Annotated in this window: 13 protein-coding genes; 11 read left to right on the top strand and 2 right to left on the bottom strand. The window is 72.6% G+C overall.

Annotation, left to right across the window (positions count from 1 at the left end; translation table 11 throughout):
* Positions 1–4 precede the first annotated feature (4 nt).
* The 9 genes from gatA to JKV81_RS24610 all read left to right on the top strand — a co-directional run bounded on the left by gatA (position 5) and on the right by JKV81_RS24610 (position 12,744).
* Positions 5–1,507, top strand: a complete 1,503-nt coding sequence (gatA, locus tag JKV81_RS24650) for an Asp-tRNA(Asn)/Glu-tRNA(Gln) amidotransferase subunit GatA (RefSeq protein WP_129265591.1) — start codon at positions 5–7, stop codon at positions 1,505–1,507.
* Positions 1,504–1,746, top strand: a complete 243-nt coding sequence (locus JKV81_RS24645; RefSeq protein ID WP_099174339.1) for a hypothetical protein — start codon at positions 1,504–1,506, stop codon at positions 1,744–1,746. The genes gatA and JKV81_RS24645 overlap by 4 nt, the downstream gene beginning before the upstream one ends.
* A gap of 16 nt (positions 1,747–1,762) precedes the next feature.
* Positions 1,763–3,271, top strand: coding sequence for an Asp-tRNA(Asn)/Glu-tRNA(Gln) amidotransferase subunit GatB (gatB, locus tag JKV81_RS24640; protein WP_202077829.1), 1,509 nt, complete (start codon positions 1,763–1,765; stop codon positions 3,269–3,271).
* Between the two features lie 187 nt (positions 3,272–3,458).
* Positions 3,459–5,570 carry a phosphocholine-specific phospholipase C gene (locus JKV81_RS24635; RefSeq protein WP_202077827.1) on the top strand — a complete coding sequence of 704 codons (2,112 nt, stop codon included), beginning with the start codon at positions 3,459–3,461 and terminating at the stop codon, positions 5,568–5,570.
* A 205-nt stretch (positions 5,571–5,775) separates the two neighbouring features.
* Positions 5,776–8,028 carry an MMPL family transporter gene (locus JKV81_RS24630; RefSeq protein ID WP_202077825.1) on the top strand — a complete coding sequence of 751 codons (2,253 nt, stop codon included), beginning with the start codon at positions 5,776–5,778 and terminating at the stop codon, positions 8,026–8,028.
* Between the two features lie 27 nt (positions 8,029–8,055).
* Positions 8,056–8,610, top strand: coding sequence for a GNAT family N-acetyltransferase (locus tag JKV81_RS24625; RefSeq protein ID WP_129265594.1), 555 nt, complete (start codon positions 8,056–8,058; stop codon positions 8,608–8,610).
* A 50-nt stretch (positions 8,611–8,660) separates the two neighbouring features.
* The gene (locus JKV81_RS24620) at positions 8,661–9,314 is read left to right on the top strand and encodes a hypothetical protein (protein WP_187281836.1); all 654 of its coding nucleotides are present in this window, start codon (positions 8,661–8,663) and stop codon (positions 9,312–9,314) included.
* A gap of 185 nt (positions 9,315–9,499) precedes the next feature.
* Complete coding sequence (locus tag JKV81_RS24615) at positions 9,500–9,661, top strand: hypothetical protein (protein WP_164493639.1); 162 nt, start codon at positions 9,500–9,502, stop codon at positions 9,659–9,661.
* Between the two features lie 50 nt (positions 9,662–9,711).
* The gene (locus tag JKV81_RS24610) at positions 9,712–12,744 is read left to right on the top strand and encodes a helix-turn-helix transcriptional regulator (protein ID WP_202077858.1); all 3,033 of its coding nucleotides are present in this window, start codon (positions 9,712–9,714) and stop codon (positions 12,742–12,744) included.
* A gap of 27 nt (positions 12,745–12,771) precedes the next feature.
* Here JKV81_RS24610 and JKV81_RS24605 read toward each other — a convergent pair whose 3' ends face one another.
* Both JKV81_RS24605 and JKV81_RS24600 read right to left on the bottom strand, forming a co-directional pair.
* Positions 12,772–13,950, bottom strand: coding sequence for a PQQ-dependent sugar dehydrogenase (locus JKV81_RS24605; RefSeq protein WP_202077823.1), 1,179 nt, complete (start codon positions 13,948–13,950; stop codon positions 12,772–12,774).
* 100 nt (positions 13,951–14,050) lie between these two features.
* On the bottom strand, positions 14,051–15,007 hold the full coding sequence (locus tag JKV81_RS24600) for an aldo/keto reductase (RefSeq protein ID WP_202077856.1): 957 nt from the start codon (positions 15,005–15,007) through the stop codon (positions 14,051–14,053).
* A gap of 130 nt (positions 15,008–15,137) precedes the next feature.
* Between JKV81_RS24600 and JKV81_RS24595 the strand changes: the two genes are divergently transcribed.
* Positions 15,138–16,088, top strand: coding sequence for a 2-hydroxyacid dehydrogenase (locus JKV81_RS24595; RefSeq protein WP_129265599.1), 951 nt, complete (start codon positions 15,138–15,140; stop codon positions 16,086–16,088).
* Positions 16,089–16,355: 267 nt separating this feature from the next.
* Entirely contained in the window at positions 16,356–19,181 is a 2,826-nt protein-coding gene (locus JKV81_RS24590; RefSeq protein WP_202077821.1) for a putative bifunctional diguanylate cyclase/phosphodiesterase, read from the top strand.
* Positions 19,182–19,224: the final 43 nt, after the last annotated feature.

Genomic DNA, 19,224 nt, shown 5'->3' with positions numbered 1-19,224 from the left:
AGCCATGACGGACATCAGCACCATCATCAAGCTCACCGCGGCCCAGACCGCCGCGAAGATCGCCTCCGGCGAGCTGACGGCCGTCGAGGTCACCGAGGCCCACCTGGCCCGGATCGACGCCGTCGACGAGAAGGTCCACGCCTTCCTGCACGTCGACCGCGAGGGCGCGCTCGCGCAGGCCCGCGCCGTCGACGCCAAGCGTGAGGCGGGCGAGAAGCTCGGCCCGCTGGCCGGCGTCCCGCTCGCGCTCAAGGACATCTTCACCACCCAGGACATGCCGACCACCGTCGGTTCCAAGATCCTGGAGGGGTGGGTCCCGCCGTACGACGCGACCCTCACCACGAAGCTGAAGGCGGCCGACGTCGTCATCCTCGGCAAGACCAACATGGACGAGTTCGCCATGGGGTCCTCCACCGAGAACAGCGCCTACGGCCCGACCGGCAACCCCTGGGACCTCACCCGCATCCCGGGCGGCTCCGGCGGTGGCTCCGCCGCCGCGCTGGCCTCCTTCGAGGCGCCGCTCGCCATCGGCACGGACACCGGCGGCTCCATCCGCCAGCCCGCCGCCGTCACCGGCACCGTCGGCGTCAAGCCCACCTACGGCGGCGTCTCGCGCTACGGCATGGTCGCCTTCTCGTCCTCCCTCGACCAGGGCGGCCCCTGCGCCCGTACGGTCCTGGACGCGGCGCTGCTGCACGAGGCGATCGCCGGACACGACCCGATGGACTCGACCTCCATCGACGCGCCGGTCCCGCCGGTCGTCGAGGCCGCGCGCAACGGCTCCGTGCAGGGCATGCGCGTCGGTGTGGTCAAGCAGTTCGCGGGCGAGGGCTACCAGGCCGGGGTCGTCCAGCGGTTCAACGAGTCGGTCGAGCTGCTGAAGTCCCTCGGCGCCACGATCGTCGAGCTGGACTGCCCGTCCTTCGACCTCGCCCTGTCGGCGTACTACCTGATCGCGCCGTCCGAGTGCTCCTCGAACCTCGCGCGCTTCGACGCCATGCGCTACGGCCTGCGGGTCGGCGACGACGGCACCCGCTCCGCCGAGGACGTCACCGCGCTCACCCGCGAGGCCGGCTTCGGCGACGAGGTCAAGCGCCGCATCATCCTCGGTACGTACGCGCTGAGCTCCGGCTACTACGACGCGTACTACGGCTCGGCGCAGAAGGTCCGCACCCTCATCACCCAGGACTTCGAGAAGGCGTTCGAGCAGGTGGACGTCATCGTCTCGCCGACGACGCCGACCACCGCCTTCCCGATCGGCGAGCGCGCCGACGACCCGATGGCGATGTACCTCGCGGACCTGTGCACCATTCCGACCAACCTCGCCGGCAACTCCGCCATGTCGCTCCCCTGCGGCCTGGCCCCGGAGGACGGCCTGCCGGTCGGACTGCAGATCATCGCCCCCGCCATGAAGGACGACCGGCTGTACAAGGTCGGAGCAGCCGTCGAGGCCGCTTTCGTGGAAAAGTGGGGGCACCCGCTGCTTGAGGAGGCTCCGTCGCTATGAGCGCAATGGCTAAGAAGGCCAAGAACTTCAAGAAGTCCAAGACCGGCGCGTACGTGTCCATGGGCACCACCGCCTTCGGCGCGCTCAGTGTCTACAAGCAGGTGAAGATGGCCCGCGAGGAGAACGACACGCTGCGGCTGATCGACGCCGCCGTATCCGCCGCCGCGATCGTGACCGGGCTCGCGATCCTCTACCGCGAGCTCAAGCGTCTCGGCGACGACGACGTCCTGCTGGGCTGAGAGGGAAAGTTTCATCGTGACTGTCATCGACCTGGAGTCGTACGAGGATGCCCTCGCGACGTACGACCCCGTCATGGGCCTCGAGGTCCATGTGGAGCTCGGCACCAAGACCAAGATGTTCTGCGGGTGCTCCACCGAGCTCAAGCAGGACGCGAACTCGCAGACCTGCCCGGTCTGCCTCGGGCTGCCGGGCGCGCTGCCGGTCGTCAACGAGATCGGCGTCGAGTCCGCCATCAAGATCGGTCTCGCGCTGAACTGCGAGATCGCCGAGTGGTGCCGCTTCGCCCGGAAGAACTACTTCTATCCGGACATGCCGAAGAACTTCCAGACCTCCCAGTACGACGAGCCGATCGCCTACGACGGCTATCTGGACGTCCAGCTGGAGGACGGGGAGATCTTCCGCGTGCAGATCGAGCGCGCGCACATGGAGGAGGACACCGGCAAGTCGACGCACGTCGGCGGTGCCACCGGCCGTATCCACGGTGCCTCCTACTCGCTGCTCGACTACAACCGCGCGGGCATCCCCCTCATCGAGATCGTCACCAAGCCGATCGAGGGAGCCGGCGCACGCGCCCCCGAGGTCGCCAAGGCGTACGTCGCCGAGCTCCGCGAGCTCATCAAGGCGCTCGGCGTCTCGGAGGCCCGCATGGAGATGGGCCAGATGCGCTGCGACGTCAACCTGTCGCTGCGCCCCAACGGCACCGAGACGTTCGGTACGCGCTCCGAGACGAAGAACGTCAACTCGCTGCGCTCCGTCGAGCGCGCCGCCCGCTTCGAGATCCAGCGGCACGCCGCCGTGCTGAACTCCGGCGGGACGATCGTGCAGGAGACCCGGCACTTCCACGAGGAGGACGGCTCCACCACGGCCGGCCGCATCAAGGACAACGCCGAGGACTACCGCTACTTCCCCGAGCCGGACCTGGTGCCGGTCGCCCCTTCCCGTGACTGGGTCGAGGAGCTCCGCAAGGGGCTTCCCGAGCTTCCCCGGCTGCGTCGCAAGCGGCTGAAGGAGGAGTGGGGTGTCAACGAGCACGACATGCAGTCCATCCTCAACGCGGGCGCGGTCGACCTGATCGTCGCCACGACGGACGCGGGCGCCCCGTCGGACCAGGCCCGCAAGTGGTGGATGGGCGAGCTCGCCCGTAACGCCAACGAGACGGGCCGCAGCCTGGACGAGCTGCCGGTCACCCCGGCGCAGGTCGCCCGGGTGGCGGAGCTCGTCGCGGCCGGCGACCTCAACGACAAGCTGGCGCGCCAGGTCCTCGAGGGTGTCCTCGCGGGCGAGGGCGACCCGGACACCGTCGTCGAGAAGCGCGGCCTGAAGGTCGTCTCGGACGAGGGCGCGCTGTCCACGGCGGTCGACGAGGCCATCGCGGGCAACGCGGCCATCGCGGACAAGATCCGCGGCGGCAAGGTCGCCGCGGCCGGTGCACTGGTGGGCGCGGTCATGAAGGCCACCCGTGGCCAGGCGGACGCGGCGCGCGTGCGTGAGCTGATCCTGGAGAAGCTCGGCGTCGAGGGCTGATCCCGTCAGGCCCCCGGGGGCGGCGCATCCGTGGTCCGGATGCGCCGCCCCTTTTTTTCGGTGCGCTTCGTGCTTGGACTTTCCGTGACGGCCTGTTGGACGTTCATCGTCAGGCCGTACGACGGTCTTCCGGCAGCCACCCTGCCTGGCTAGTTTCCCGCCGTAGGAACGTAACCAGGAGGCTCACTTGACCACGGACATGTCACGGCGGCGGCTCTTCGCGCTCGGGGGCGGCGCACTCGGCGCCGCCGCGGCGGGATCGTTCCTGCCACCCTCGCTCCAGGCGGCGATCGCCGCGCAGCCCGTGGGGGAGCGGTCCGGTGGTGCGGGGCTGGACGCCATCGAGCATGTGGTGATCCTGATGCAGGAGAACCGTTCCTTCGATCATTACTTCGGGGCCCTGCGCGGAGTGCGCGGCTTCGGGGACCGCAACGCGATCGAGCTGCCCTCCGGCAGGCCCGTCTTCGCGCAGCCGGGGCCCCTGGGCTCCACCGTGCTGCCGTTCCCCGTGCGGGGGGCCGCAGAGACGCAGAAGAAGGACCTCCAGTACATCGGCGCCCTCGACCACTCCTGGGACGGCGGCGCCAAGGCCTGGGCCGGCGGCTGGATGGACGGCTGGGTCAGCGCGAAGACCGCCGCGACCATGGCGTACTACGACCGCGGCGACCTCCCGCTGCACTACGAGCTCGCCGACACCTTCACCGTCTGCGACGCCTACCACTCCTCGATCCACTCCTCCACCAGCCCGAACCGCAACCACCTCTGGAGCGGGCGGACGGGTGACGAGGCGAACGGCGAGCGGGCCGTGGGCAACGACGCGTACGACGAGGGCACCCACCCCGGATACGACTGGGGCACGTACGCCGAGCGGCTGGAGAAGGCCGGGCGGAGCTGGAAGACGTACACGGAGTGGGAGAACTTCACCGACAACCAGATCGAGTTCTTCACCACCTTCAAGGCCGTCGCCCGCAAGGCCCTGGTGAGGACCGGCGGCCACACCTACATGGAGTCCTTCTACGCCACCGTGCGCGACGCGGACGACGCGGCCGAGCGGCAGCGGCTGCTCGGCCTGCTCGACGAGGGTGTCGCGGCCCTGACGGCGGCCGAACGCAGCCTCTTCGAGCGGGGGCTGCGCCGGGTGGAGACGGGCACGCTCGCCGACGCGTTCGCCGCGGACGTGGCGGCGGGGACGCTGCCCGAGGTGTCGTACCTGGTCCCGTCCGCGGTGGACTCCGAGCATCCGAGCGTCTCCTCGCCGGTGCACAGCGCGACGATCGTCTACAAGGTGCTGGACGCGCTCGGCAGGCACCCCGACGTGTGGCGGCGCACCGTCGTCCTCATCAACTACGACGAGAACGACGGGTTCTTCGACCACGTCCCGCCGCCGGTCGCCCCCGCTGAGGTGACCGAGGAGCACTGGCAGGGCCGGCCCACGGGACTGGGGGTGCGGGTGCCGCTGCTCGTCGTCTCGCCCTGGTCGGTCGGCGGATACGTCTGCTCCGAGGTCTTCGACCACACCTCCGTGATCCGCCTCCTGGAGCGCTGGACCGGGGTCGAGGAGCCCAACATCAGTGCCTGGCGGCGCCAGGTCACCGGCGACCTCACCTCGGCCTTCGACTTCAGCCGTGCGCGCCGGCAGCCCGCGACGGAACATCCCGCAGCGATCCCGCCCTTCGAGGGGCGCTGGCAGCCGGTGCCGCCGGCCGTCCAGCACATGCCCGCCCAGGAGCCGGGCGCCCGGCCGGCCCGGCCCCTGCCCTACCAGTGCGACGCGGAGGCCACCCGCGTGGACGGGGCGCTCCGGGTGGCGCTCAGCAGCACCGGCCGTTCGTCGGCGCACTTCGCGCTCTACCCCTACGCCCAGGAGTTCCCCGCTCCGCAGCACCGCGACGTCAGGGGCACGGCGCGGTGGACGGTGCCACTGACCGGCGCCGGGTACCGCTTCACCGTCACCGGCCCCAACGGCTTCCGGCGGGAGTTCGAAGGAGCGGCCGACGGCGGAGCAGAAGTCTCCTCGCGCATCGACGCCCACGAGCGGGATCTGCACCTCACGCTGCGCAACACCGGCAGGCGGACCCTGACCTACACCGTGCGGCCCCTCGGATACGTCGACGAGGACGACCTGCGGACCTGGACGCGCACGGTCAAGGTCAAGCCGGGCCGCAGCCGTACGGTCGTGCACTCGGCTGCCGACGCCCACGGCTGGTACGACCTGGAGGTGACGGCCGACGAGACGGGCTCCTTCCGGCGCCGGCTGATGGGCCACATCGAGAACGGCCGGGCGAGCGTCTCCGGCTGAGGTGAATCGGGCGGCCGGAGGCGGACGCCGGCGGACCGGGCGGCGGCCGTACGGCGAAAGGAGGCGAGGCGGAGCCGTGTGACCATGGCCACGAAAGCGGCAAATGGTCAGGAATGGCTGACAGAGTGAGGCTCTCAGGTCATGCGACGTCGTGGGATGTCCCGTCATATCCCGCTACGGTCCACGAACCCCAGGAGCACCTCCGTTGGCCGCCCTCGCACGCTGGTGTCTCACGCACCGCCTCGCCACCGTCCTCCTCTGGCTGATCGCCCTCGGGGGCACCGCCACCGCCGCCGGGTTCGCGGGGTCCGCGTACTCCGAGGACTACGAGGCGCCCGGCACCGAGTCCGGGCGTGCGGGTGAGCTCCTGCAAGCGGGGTTCGACGACCTCGGCGGCGAGACCGGCGACGTCGTCTGGCACACCTCCGGCTCCACCGTCCGTGACCCCGCCGTCGAGCGGACGATGACCGGGACGCTGGACGCGATCCGCGCACTGCCGGGCGTCGGGGACGTCAGCGGGCCCTACGGACCGGCGGCCCAGGAGCGGATCAGCGCGGACGGGCACACCGCCTACGCCACGGTCACCTTCGACCACCGCGCCGGCGAGATCCCGCCGGAACAGGCACGGGCCGTCGTCGACACCGCGCGGGAGGCCGGGGGCGAAGGACTCCAGGTGGAGGTCGGCGGCGCCGCCGCCGCGCTGACCGAGGCCCCCGCCCTCCATCTGAGCGAGGCCGTCGGGGTGGCCGTCGCCGCGGTCGTCCTCTTCCTCGCCTTCGGCTCGCTCGCCGCGAGTCTGCTGCCCATCGCCACCGCCCTCGTCTCCGTCGGCACGGCGTACGCGGGCATCGCGCTGCTCGGCCACGTCATGACCGTCGCCGACTTCGCGCCGATGCTGGGCATGCTCATCGGGCTCGGCGTCGGCATCGACTACGCCCTCTTCATCGTCACCCGGCACCGGCGGGGCCTGCGGCGCGGCCTGTCCGTGCACGAGGCCGCGCGGAACGCCGTCGCCACGACGGGACGCGCCGTCGTCTTCGCGGGAGCCACCGTCTGCGTCGCCCTGCTGGGCATGCTGGTCCTGCGGCTGGGCTTCCTCGACGGCGTGGCGATCGCCGCCTCCCTCACCGTGGTGCTGACCGTCGCCGCCTCCGTCACCCTGCTGCCCGCGCTGCTCTCCTTCATCGGACCCCGGGCCCTGAGCCGGCGTGAGCGCGCCCGGCTCGCCGCGCACGGTCCGCGGGACGAACGGGCCACGGGGTTCGCCGCCCGCTGGTCCGCCTTCGTCGAGCGGCGCCCCCGGCTGCTGGGAGCCCTCGCCGCCGCCGTCATGGCGGTGCTCGCGATCCCCACCCTCTCCCTGCACCTGGGTACCTCCGACCAGGGCAACGGCCCCGCCACGGCCACCACCCGCCAGGCGTACGACCTGCTGGCCGACGGCTTCGGCCCCGGCGTCAACGGGCCGCTGACGGTGGCCGCGCACCTCGACGGGGCCGACGACCGGCTCGCCCTGGACGGCCTGCCCGCCGTGCTGCGGGCCACCGACGGCGTCGCCTCGGTGAGCCCGGTGACGTACAACGGCAGCGGCGACACCGCGTTCGTCACCGTCGTCCCCATGACCGCACCGCAGTCGCAGCGGACCAGCGAGCTCGTCGACCGCCTGCGCCACGACGTGCTGCCGCCCGTGGAGGAGACCACCTCGCTGCGGACGTACGTGGGCGGGGTGACGGCCGGCTACGACGACTTCGCCGGGATCATCGTCGGCAAGCTGCCGCTCTTCGTCGGGGTGGTCATAGGGCTCGGCTGTCTGCTCCTGCTGCTGGCGTTCCGCTCCCTCGCCGTCCCCCTCAAGGCCGCCGTGATGAACGTCGCCGCGGTCGCCGCCTCCTTCGGCGTCGTCGTCGCGGTCTTCCAGTGGGGGTGGGGGAGCGAGCTGCTGGGGCTCGGCAGCGCGGGCCCCGTCGAACCCTTCCTCCCGGTGATCATGGTCTCGGTGCTCTTCGGGCTGTCCATGGACTACCAGGTCTTCCTGGTCGGCCGGATGTACGAGGAGTGGCTGGAGACCGGTGACAACCGGCGGTCCGTCCGCGTCGGCCTGGCCGAGACCGGCCGGGTGATCAACTCGGCCGCGGTGATCATGATCTCGGTCTTCCTCGCCTTCGTCCTCAGCGGCGACCGCGTCATCGCGATGTTCGGCATCGCGCTCGCCGCCGCCGTCGCACTCGACGCCTTCGTCCTGCGCACCCTGCTGGTGCCCGCACTGATGCACCTGCTCGGAGGCGCGAACTGGTGGCTGCCCGCCCGGCTGGACCGGCTCCTCCCGCGCCTGAGCATCGAGCCGCCGGACAGCGCGGCACCCGGTGCGGAAATCCCCGGGGACCGCGGGGCACCCCGTGCGAAAATCCCGGGGGAGCGCACGGGCGACGAGGCCCCGGTGGCCCCTCAGCGCGTTCACTGAGACAGCACGAGACCGAGGAGATTCACTGTGTTCACGGTGTCACTGGGCGACGACGGGGCGGAGCTCCGGCCGATCGAGCCCTGGCAGGCGGCGGAGTTCCTGGCGCACATGGACCGGGCGCGCGCCCTGGTCGACCCCTGGATCCCGTTCGCCGCGGCGGCCACGGACCTCACCTCCGCACGCGCCCTGCTCCAGCGGTACGCGGACAAGCAGGCCGCCGACACCGGCCGGCTCTACGGCATCTGGCTCGACGGCACGCTCGTCGGCGGAGTCCTGTTCCGGATATTCGAGGCGGACACGGGCAACTGCGAGATCGGCTGCTGGCTGGAGGCCGCCGCCGAGGGCCGGGGCCTGGTGACCCGCGCCTCACGGAAGCTGATCGACTGGGCCTTCGGCGTACGCGGCATGCACCGCGTGGAGTGGCTCGCCTCCTCCGCGAACAAGCGCAGCGTCGCGGTGGCCGAACGCCTCGGGATGACCCGCGAGGGCGTCCTGCGGGAGGCCTATCCGTACCGCGGCAAGCGTCACGACGAGGAGATCTGGGCCGTCCTGGCGCCCGAATGGCGTAAGCGGCAGGGCTGAGGGGGCCGGTGTTAAGGAGGTTCTCATACGGGGCCCCTAGCGTGCGGCACATGAACACCTCCCCCACCACTCCGACCACTGACGACACCGAGGAGAAGAAGGCGGCCGACGGGACCGCCACCGCACCGGACGTGACGAAGAAGGCCGGCCCGGCGGAAGACGCCGTCCCGGCCGGCGTCGCACCGGGCGTGACCCCGTCGGACGTGACCGCCATGGACGTGGCCGCGACGGACGCGGCGGCGGAGGACGGCCTGGAGGCCGACCTGGAGCCCGACCCCTACGACGAGGCCGAGGCGGCCGCGGCGTCCGGGGTCGGTACGGGAGCCGCAGCGGTCGTCGCCGCCGGGCTCGGCGTGATCTCCCTCTCGGGAGCCTGGACCGGCCGCGTCGCCGCCGAACGCGAGACCCTGATGGGCCAGATCAAGACCTCCGGCGGCGGCAGCGCCGCCCAGCAGATCTCGGAGATCTACGGCGACGCGTGGCACAGCACCGCCCTCGTCAACGGGATCTTCGCGCTGCTCGCACTGCTCGTCGGCGTCTTCGTCCTGGTCCGTCCCTCCTTCGGCACCCCCTCGCTCCACCCGCAGGCCGGCTGGGTCCGTTCCGTCGCCGTGGCGGGCATCGCGCTCGGGGTCCTGGGCCTGCTGATCTCGGTCGGCATGTACTTCGACCTCTTCGTCGCCCTGCCCTCCGCGGCCGGCTGAGGCCTGCCCGGGGGCGTGTCGGGACGTCCGGAACACGCCCTAAGGCATCCGTCACCCGGGCCTAAGGCCCCCCACCCGCAGAGATGCGGCACTCGCCCGATGTGGCGGCACCCCCTGGCGTACGAGAGTGGGGGCACGGCAAGAAGCCGTGCCCCCACTTTCCGTATCCCACCAGGGAGATGACCATGTACGAGTACGAACTCCACCAGCTCGCCGTCGCCGAGCTGATCCGCAGGGCCGACCAGCAGCGCACCGTCCGCCGGGCGGTGCTCGCCCGCCGCGCAGGACGGGACGACACCGAGGGGAAGGTGGAGAAGAACCGGAGCTGGTTCACCCGCGCCGCGTAGCGATGGGCCACGCGCGGAAATCCACCGACGGGGTGTCGTACGCGTATGCGATGCTCGGCGACGTGGAGACCAACACCGTCAGCCCCCTCTTCGTCGGCCGAGCCGGTGAACTCGCCGCGCTCACCGACACGCTCGCCCGCGCCGCCGGCGGAGAGCCGCAGGCCCTGCTCGTCGGCGGCGAGGCGGGCGTGGGCAAGACCCGGCTGGTCGAGGAGTTCGTCAAGGCCGCCTGCCGCCGGGACGCCGTGGTCGCCGTCGGCGGATGCGTGGAGATCGGGGCCGACGGCCTGCCCTACGCCCCGTTCGCGGCGGCGCTCCGCGCCCTGCGCCGTGCGCTGCCGGAGGAACTGACCGAGGCGCTGGCAGGACAGGAGGGCGAGCTCGCCCGGCTCCTCCCCGAGCTGGGCGAGGCCGACCGGGCCCCGGACGACGAGCAGGGCACCGCCCGGCTCTTCGAGCTCGCCGCCCGGCTGCTGGAGCGCGTCTCCGCCGCCCGTACGGTCGTCCTCGTCCTGGAGGACCTGCACTGGGCGGACGCCTCCACCCGCCATCTGCTCGCCTACCTCTTCCGCACCCTGCGCACCGGCCGCCTCGTCGTCATCGGCACCTACCGCGCCGACGACGTCCACCGTCGCCACCCCCTGCGCCCGCTCCTCGCCGAGCTGGACCGGCTCCGCACGGTCCGCCGGATCGAGCTCGACCGCTTCAGCCGCGCCGAGGTCGGCCGGCAGCTCACCGGGATCCTCGCGATGGTCCCCGACGCCGCCCTGGTCGACGACATCTTCGAACGCTCCGACGGCAACGCCTTCTTCGTCGAGGAGCTCGCCCGCAGCGTGGAGTGCTGCGGCGACAGCTCAGGCCTCTCCGACTCCCTCCGCGACCTCCTCCTGGTCCGCGTCGAGGCACTGCCCGAGAACGCCCAGCGGATCGCCCGGATCATCGCCGAGGGCGGCTCCACCGTCGAGCACCCGCTCCTCGCCGCCGTCGCCGGCCTCTCCGAGGACGACCTCGACGAGGCGCTGAGGGCGGCGGTCGGCGCCAACCTGCTGCTGCCCGCCCCGGACACCGACGGCTACCGCTTCCGGCACTCCCTGGTCCGCGAGGCCGTCAGCGACGACCTGCTGCCCGGCGAACGCACACGCCTCAACCGCCGTTACGCCGAAGCCCTGGAGGCCGACCCGTCCCTCGCACGGGCCGACGAGCGCGCCGCGCGCCTCGCCAGCTACTGGTACGCCGCGCACGACGCGGTCAAGGCGCTCCCCGCCGTGCTCCAGGCGGCGGTGGCGGCCCGGCGCCGCTACGCCTACAGCGAGCAACTGCGGCTGCTGGAGCGGGCCATGGAACTCTGGGACGACGTCCCCGACGCGGTGCGCGCCACCCTGCGGCCGCTCGACCACGCCGAGGCCTACCCGGGGTGCGGCTGCGAGCCCGCGGACCCGCTGCGCTACCTCGACCTGATGGCCGAGGCCACCGTCGCCGCCCGCTTCGGCGGCGACCGCGAACGGGCCCTGGCCATCGCGAAGAAGGCCCTGCGCATCCTCGACCGGGACACGGACCCGCTGCGGGCGGCGTGGTTCTGGGTGCAGCGCTCCCTGCTGACGCAGAGCCTCTCCCGGAGCGACGGCCGGCAGGAACTGGCCACCGCCGAGGAGCTGGTGCGCGGCCTGCGGCCCTCCGCCGTCCACGCCGACGTCCTGGCGTCCGTCGCCAGCTGGGGCGCCCTGCACAGACCGGGGCCCGAGACGCTGGTCGCCGCCGACCGGGCCGTGGAGTACGCCCGGCTCGTCGGCGAGGAGTCCATCGAGCTGCACGCCAGGCTCACCCGCGGCTGGCTCACGATCGACGCCGGGGACGTCGAGGAGGGCGTCGCCGAGATGTACGCCGTCCGCGACCGCTCCGAGGAGCTGCACCTGGTGGGCGTGATGAGCCGCGCCGCCGTCAACCTGCCCTCCTCGCTGGAGTCCTGCGGCCGCTCCCTGGAGGCGGTGTCGGCCGCCGACCACGGCATCCGGATCTGCCACGACCACGGGGTGCCCGAGTCCGAGGCCTGGACACGGGCCAACCAGGCGCAGTCGTACTTCTCGCTGGGGTACTGGGAGGAGAGCAGGGCGGCGGCGGAGGCGGCGGCCCCGCTGGCCCGGTCCCGCAAGTCGAACGCCCTGGTCGCCGCCCGCCGCACCGATCTCGCCCTGGCCATCGGCGACTTCGAGGAGGCCGAGGCGCAACTGGCCCTGAACCGCCGCCACCTCGGCCACGACCCGCAGCCCCAGCACCTGATCTGCCCGGTCCGGCACGCCATGGTCCTCGCGGCCCACCAGGGCCGGCTCCCCGAGGCGCGGGCCGCGTTCGAGGCGCAGTCCGAGGTGGGCCTGCCGCCCGGGACCCAGCGCTACTCCCTGCCGCTGCTCCACGCCGCCGCCGCGATCGAGGCCGACGCGCGCGGGCTGCCCGCCACGGACGCCGGGCGGCCGGCGGTCCTGGAGCGGATCCGGGGCCACCTCAAGCGGCTGCCGATGCTGGTGCCCGTCTGGGCGGCGTACGGCCTGCTGATCGAGGCGGAGCTGGCCCGGGCGGAAGGGGCCGACACCCCGGACCACTGGTGCCGTGCCGCCACCGCCTTCGCCCCGCTCCAGCGCCCCTACGAGCTGGCCCAGATCCGCCACCACTGGGCGGAGGCGGTCCTCACCGCGTCCGGCGACCGGACACCGGCCGCGGCGCTCCTGCGCGAGGCCCACACCGTGGCCGTACGGCTCGGAGCGCGCCCGCTCGCGGAGAGCGTCGAGCTGCTGGCCGGACGGGCCCGTATCGCGCTCACCGGACCGGGCGCCCCGGCCGAGGAGGAAGCGTCCGCGCCCGCGCCGGCGGTGGACGCGATCGAGTCGTTCGGGCTGACCTCGCGGGAACAGGAGGTGCACCGGCTGGTCGCGGCGGGATACACCAACCGCCGGATCGCGGAGGAGCTGTACATCTCGCCGAAGACCGCCAGCGTGCACGTCTCCAACATCCTCGCCAAGCTGAGCGTCTCCAGCCGGGGCGAGGCGGCCGCCCTGGCCCACCGCTTCCGGCTGTACGCGGCGGGGTGAGACACCCGGGCGTGCCCGGGGCGCCCGCTACCGCACCTTCAGCAGCAGGATCCGGTCGTCGCCCGGCTTCTCCGTGCCACGGCCGTCCGTGTTGCTCGTGACCAGCCACAGCTTGTCGCCACCGGCCGCGAGCACGGTGCGCAGACGGCCGTACTTCCCGTCGAGGAACGACTGGGGCGCCGCCAGCGGCTTCCCGTCCGCCTTGCCCGACAGCGGGATCCGCCAGAGCCGCTCACCCCGCAGCCCCGCCATCCAGATCGACCCCTCGGCGTACGCGATGCCGCTCGGCGAGGCCTCGGAGGTCTTCCACTGGGCCACCGGGTCGACGTAACCCGGCTTCCCCTTCCTGCCCTCGACATCGGGCCAGCCGTAGTTCTTGCCCGGCTCGATCAGATTCAGCTCGTCCCAGGTGTCCTGGCCGAACTCCGATGCCCAGAGCCGCTTCGAGCCGTCCCAGGCCAGGCCCTGCACATTGCGGTGCCCATAGGAATAGACCGGTGAGTCGGCTTCCGGATTGCCGTGCACCGGCTCACCGTCGGGCGTCATCCGCAGGATCTTGCCCGAGGGGGACGCCTTGTCCTGGGCGAGGCCCGTGTCACCCGTCTCGCCCGTGCCCGCGTACAGCATGCGGTCGGGGCCGAACGCGATCCGTCCGCCGTTGTGGATGGCGCCCTTCGGGATGCCGCGGAGGATGGTGTCCGGGGCGCCCAGCTGCTGGCCCGCGGGCTTCGCCTCGTCGTACTGGAGGCGGGCGATGCGGTTGTCCGACTCGGTGGTGAAGTACACGTAGATCAGGTGGTCCGCGCCGAACGTCGGGGGGACGGCGAGGCCGAGCAGCCCGCCCTCACCGGCGGGCGCGACCCCGGGCACCGACCCCAGCAGGGTCTTCCTGCCGCTCTTCCCGTCGATCCGGGTGATCGTCGCCTCGTCGCGCGAGCCGACCAGCAGATCACCCCCGGGCAGCGCCGCCAGGCCCCAGGGGGACGCGAGACCGTCCGTCAGCGTCTTCTCCACCTCGACGGAGCCCTTGGCCGGCGGCAGGTCCGCCGACGGACTCGCCGAGGCCGGCGCGGACGTGGCGCCCGCCGGGGGCGAGGAGGCCCCTTCCCCGGCCGCCGGGCCGTCGCCGGACGAGCAGGCGGACAGCAGGAGGGAGGCGGAGGCCATCAGGGCCACGACCCCCTTGCGCAGTACGGGAGTTTGCACAGCACCGATCCTTTCGACGGTCGCACGACTACTGTTCTTACACGCCGCCCGGCCCCGGGTTACCGATCTCCGCCCATTCTCCCGCTTGCGGCGCTCCCGTTCAGTCCCACGAGCCGAGGGCCCGCGGCAGCCCCGCGATCTCGGCCAGGTCCCGGTCCGTGAGCACCAGCCCCGCCGCCCCCGCGTTCTCCACGGCCCACTCCTCCCGCTTCGCGCCGGGCACGGGCACCACATGCCGGCCCTGCCGCAGCACCCACGCCAGAGCCACCTGCGCCGGAGTGGCGCCGTGCCGCTGACCGACCCTGCGCAGCCCCGCCACCACCGGCTGGTTGGCCGCCATCATCTCCGCGGTGAAGCGGGGGTGCCTGGCCCGCGGATCGTCCGGCTCGAACCCCTGGCCGGGCTTGAGCGTCCCCGTGAGGTACCCGCTGCCCAGCGGCATCGCCGCCAGCACCCCCACACCCCGGGCCGCGCACCACGGCAGCAGATCGTCCAGCGCCTGGGGCGACCACACGGAGAGCTCCGCCTGGACAGCGCTGACGGGAAAGACCTGCTGCATCCGCTCCAGCTGCCGGATGGTCGCGTCGTACATCCGCGCCCCCGGGCCCCGGCCCGCCCTGGCACCCACCGCGCACAGCCCGAGCGCCCGCACCTTGCCCGCCGTCACCAGGTCCGCCATCGCGCCCCAGGTCTCCTCGACCGGCACCTCGGGATCGGCCCGGTGCAGCTGGTAGAGATCGATCACATCGGTCTGGAGCCTCCGCAGCGACGCGTCGCAGGCCCTGCGCACATACCCGGGGCGCCCATTGGCCACGATGTGCTGATCACCCACCAGCAGACCGCACTTGGTGGAGAGGAAGGCCTCGGACCGCCGGCCCTTGAGCGCCCGCCCGACGAGCAGCTCGTTGGTGAAGGGCCCGTACATGTCGGCGGTGTCGAGCAGTTGGACACCCGCGTCCAGCGCGGCGTGCACGGTCCGCAGCGAACGGTCACCGCGCTGCTGCGACGTGGTGTAGCCCCAGCTCATCGGCATACAGCCCAGCCCGACCGCACCCACGGCGAGCGCCGCCGCACCGATAGTCCTGCGCTCCAACTCCCCGAACCCTCCCTCGGTCCCGTGATCACGGAACCACCCGCACCCCAAAGTAACCTCTGCCGTTCTCCGCCCTTCGCATAGCCTCCTGACCATGACTTCTCCCACTGCCACCGACGTATGGCTGCCGTTCCCCGCCGACGAGATCGACGGTCTCCCCGAGGGCCTCGACTACCGCTTCTGGGACGGCGGGCCGGAGTACCCCGCGGATCCCGCCGACTGCGCCTTCTACGTCGTCCCGTACATGAAGGGCTCCGAGGTCGCGGTCCGGCCGCTGGACGCGATGAGCGGCGTCCAGGTCGTCCAGACGCTCTCCGCGGGCATCGACCACGTGGAGCCGGGACTGGGCCTGCTGCCCGCCGGGGTCCGGCTGTGCAACGCCAAGGGCGTGCACGAGGCATCCACGGCCGAACTCGCCCTCGCCCTGGTCCTCGCCTCGCTCCGGGGGTTCCCCGGCTTCGCCGAGGGCCAGGAGAAGGAGGAGTGGCGGTCCGGCTTCTACCCGGCGCTCGCCGACAAGTCCGTCCTCGTGGTGGGGTACGGATCGATCGGCGCGGCCATCGAGGACCGGCTCGAACCCTTCGAGTGCGCGCGGGTGGTGCGCGTCGCACGCTCCGCACGGACAACCGCGCGCGGCCCCGTACACGCGATCGACGAGCTTCCCGCGCTGCTCCCCGAGGCCGATGTCGTCATCCTGTCCACCCCGCTGAACCCTTCCACACAAGGGCTGGTGGGCCCCCGCTTCCTCGCCGCGATGAAGGACGGCGCCCTGCTGGTGAACGTGGCCCGCGGCGGTGTCGTCGACACCTCGGCCCTGCTGGCCGAACTCGAGTCCGGGCGGCTGCGCGCCGCACTCGACGTGACCGACCCCGAACCGCTCCCCGCCGGCCACCCGCTCTGGCATGCTCCCCACACACTGATCACCCCCCATGTGGGCGGCAGCACCTCCGCGTTCCTGCCCCGGGCCAAGCGTCTGCTGGCCGGACAGCTCACCCGGTTCGCCGCGGGCGAGGAGGTCGCCAACCTCGTGCTCACGACCGGCTGACCACGCTCCGGAGCTGCCCGGGCGCACCGCGTACCGACAACACCCCAGGTGGTAACGGAGAGTAGAGAAGCTATGTCCCTGAGTGACGGCTCTGGTGTATCGTCCCCAGGAGGGCTGCGCCGTGGAAGGGACGGCGTCGGGGAGGAAGCGCAACGCGAGGGGGCGACGGGCGATGTTCGGCCAGTGGAGAGACGATCCGACGCGACGGGGCGGGCAGGCGGGTCCAGCGGCGGCGAGGGCGCCGGGGACCGCCCGCGGGGCTCTCCGGTGAGCGCCCTCGGGGCCCTGCTCTCCCGGCAGCCGGCCACGGGGCGGACGGTGGGACTGCGCTCCCAGCTGGCCCTCGGTGCCGTCTGCGCCGGATACGCGGTGGGGGCCGCTCTCGGCTGGGGATCACCCGGAGTCGCCCTGTTCATGGGTGACTTCGGCCTCTGCGTCGCTGCCCTGATCGCCGCGGTCTCGTGCTTCGTGTACGCCCGCTCCGGCGGGAGCCGGTTCAGGCCCGCCTGGCTCCTCTTCTCGCTCTCCTCGGCCATGGCCGCCGGAGGCAACGCCGTCTGGGGGTGGTACGAGGTGGTGCTGCGGCGCCCGGTGCCCGCCCCCTCCCTCGCGGACCTCTTCTTCCTCTGCTTCGCGCCGCCCGCCATCGTCGGGCTGCTCGTCCTGGCCAAGCGCCCCGTCACCCGCGCGGGCTGGGTCTGCCTGGTGCTGGACGCCTGGCTGATCGGCGGATCCCTGCTGACGCTCTCCTGGAGCCTCGCGCTGGCCCACACCGCCCATGTCGCCAACGCCGCGGGGGAGAGCGTCGCCAGGGCCGCGCTCTCGCTGGCCTACCCGCTGCTCGACATCGTGCTGGTCTCGATGGTCCTCGCGCTGCACTTCCGCCGGATCAACGTGAACCGCTCCGCCGTCAACACCGCCATCGCCGGCCTCGCCCTGACCGTGCTCTGCGACGCCCTGTTCACGGCGCCGCTGCTGCGCTCGGCGTACCGGTCGGGCCAGCTGCTGGACGCGGGATGGTTCGCCGGTTCCCTGCTCCTCGCGTACGCCCCCTGGGGCGCCCGCCGCTGCCAGGACAACGCTGTCGAGGCCCCGGAGCCACGGGCCGCCAGCCGCCCGATCGCCGGGTCCCTCGCCGCGCTCACGCCCTACCTGGCCGCCGCGGTCTGCACGCTCGGCATCCTGTACAACGTCGTGGAGGGCCGCAGGGTCGACCGGGTCGTGGTCCTCACCGGCTGCACGGTCGTGCTCGCCCTGGTCCTCCGGCAGGCGATCATGCTCCTCGACAACATCGCGCTCACCCAGGAACTGGCCCAGAAGGAGAACCACTTCCGCTCCCTGGTGCAGGGGTCCAGCGACGTCATCATGATCGCCGAGCCCAGCGGCGTGCTCCGCTACGTCAGTCCGGCGGCGGCCGGGGTCTACCACCGCGACGCCGAGGACCTCGTCGGCGCGGAGCTGTCCTCGATCATCCATCCCGACGACCTCGGGGGAGTGGTCCACGAGCTGCGGCGCTTCCTCGCCGTGCCGCCCCGGGAGGAGCCCACCACCCGGATCGAGTGCCGCTTCAGATCGGGCACCGGGGACTGGCTCCACGTGGAGTCCACCGTCAACCGCCACCAGGGCGGACTGCTGCTCAACAGCCGCGACGTCACCGAGCGGGTCAGACTGCAGGCGCAGCTCCAGCACAACGCCGAGCACGACCCGCTCACCGACCTGCCCAACCGGTCCCTCTTCACCACCCGGGTCGGCCAGGCGCTCGGCGGCCGCCGGTCCGGGGACCCGGGCACCGCCGTGCTCTTCATCGACCTGGACGGCTTCAAGGCGGTCAACGACTCCATCGGCCACCAGGCGGGCGACGAGCTCCTCGTCCAGGCCGCGCGCCGCCTCCAGGAGTCCGTGCGCACCTCGGACACCGCCGCCCGGCTCGGGGGCGACGAGTTCGCCGCGCTCATCGTCGGCGACGGCACCCGCGACCAGGCCGCCCGGGAGTACCAGGTCCACGAGATCGCCGACCGGCTGCGGCTCAGGCTCTCCCAGCCGTACCGGATCGGCACCGGCGAGGTCCGGGTGGCCGCCTCCATCGGGGTCGCCTTCGCCGAGCCCTCCATCACGCCCAAGGACCTCATGCGCAACGCCGACCTCGCGATGTACCGCGCGAAGGCCGGCGGCAAGGACCGGGTCGAGCTGTACGCCCCGCAGATGCAGGCGGACGTCGTGCGCCGCTCCGAGCTCGCCGCCCGCCTCCGCACGGCCCTGCGCGACGGAGAGTTCGCCCTGCTCCACCAGCCCGTCGTCCACCTGGCCAGCGGCACGGTGGCGGCCGTCGCCGCCCAGGCCCGGTGGCGCTCCGCCCAGGGCATCCTGTTCACCCCCGCCGAGTTCCTCCGCGTCTCCGAGGACAGCGAGCGCGCCGCCGAGCTGGGCACCTGGCTGCTGGAGGAGGCCGTCGAGCAGGCCGCGGACCGCTCCAGGGCCGGGCACCAGGTCTCCGTCTCCGTACGGGTGTCGGCCGCCCGGCTGCTGGACCGCACACTGCCCCCGGGGTCCGTCGAGGCGCTCCTCACCCGGCACGGGCTGCCCTCCGGCGCCCTGATGATCGAGGTGGCCGACAGCGATCCGCGGGTCTCCTTCGACGAACTGGAGCAGCGGCTGGTCGCGCTGCGCCGCCTCGGCGTCCGTATCGCGCTCGACGGCTTCGGCAGCGGGTACGCGGCGGTCAACGCCCTGCGCCGGCTCCCCATCGACGTACTGAAGCTGGACCGGTGCCTGGTCGAGGGCGTCGTGGAGTCGGCCAGGCTGCACAAGATCACCAGCGGGCTGCTGCGCATCGCCGGGGACCTCGGCATGCAGTCCGTGGCCGACGGTGTGGACGTGCCCGAGCAGGTGCGCGCCCTGCGGGCCATGGGGTGCACGCACGGGCAGGGGATGGCCTTCGCCGGGCCGCTCGACGAGTACCGGCTGCGGCGCACCCTGATCCGCGGGAAGTACCCCGTCCCGGGCGTCGGACCCGCCGCCCGGCCGGTCCTCGCGGGTGGCGCGATCCCGCTCCAGAGCCGCTCACATGATGAGACTCCCGTCCCACCCACTTGACACCGTGTGCGTGCCGGAGAGAGGGTCAATGCCATGCGCACCC

The organism is Streptomyces silvae (assembly GCF_016745505.1).
Lineage (GTDB): Bacteria > Actinomycetota > Actinomycetes > Streptomycetales > Streptomycetaceae > Streptomyces > Streptomyces silvae.
Note: the sequence above shows the minus strand (reverse complement) of the source record. Positions and strands in the feature narration are given on the sequence as shown.

Bases quoted from the DNA above. Each gene is read 5' to 3' on its own strand.
- gatA (WP_129265591.1), top strand. From the start codon at position 5: ATGACGGACATCAGCACCATCATCAAGCTCACCGCGGCCCAGACCGCC.
- JKV81_RS24645 (WP_099174339.1), top strand. From the start codon at position 1,504: ATGAGCGCAATGGCTAAGAAGGCCAAGAACTTCAAGAAGTCCAAGACC.
- JKV81_RS24620 (WP_187281836.1), top strand. From the start codon at position 8,661: ATGAACACCTCCCCCACCACTCCGACCACTGACGACACCGAGGAGAAG.
- JKV81_RS24615 (WP_164493639.1), top strand. From the start codon at position 9,500: ATGTACGAGTACGAACTCCACCAGCTCGCCGTCGCCGAGCTGATCCGC.
- JKV81_RS24610 (WP_202077858.1), top strand. From the start codon at position 9,712: ATGCTCGGCGACGTGGAGACCAACACCGTCAGCCCCCTCTTCGTCGGC.
- JKV81_RS24595 (WP_129265599.1), top strand. From the start codon at position 15,138: ATGACTTCTCCCACTGCCACCGACGTATGGCTGCCGTTCCCCGCCGAC.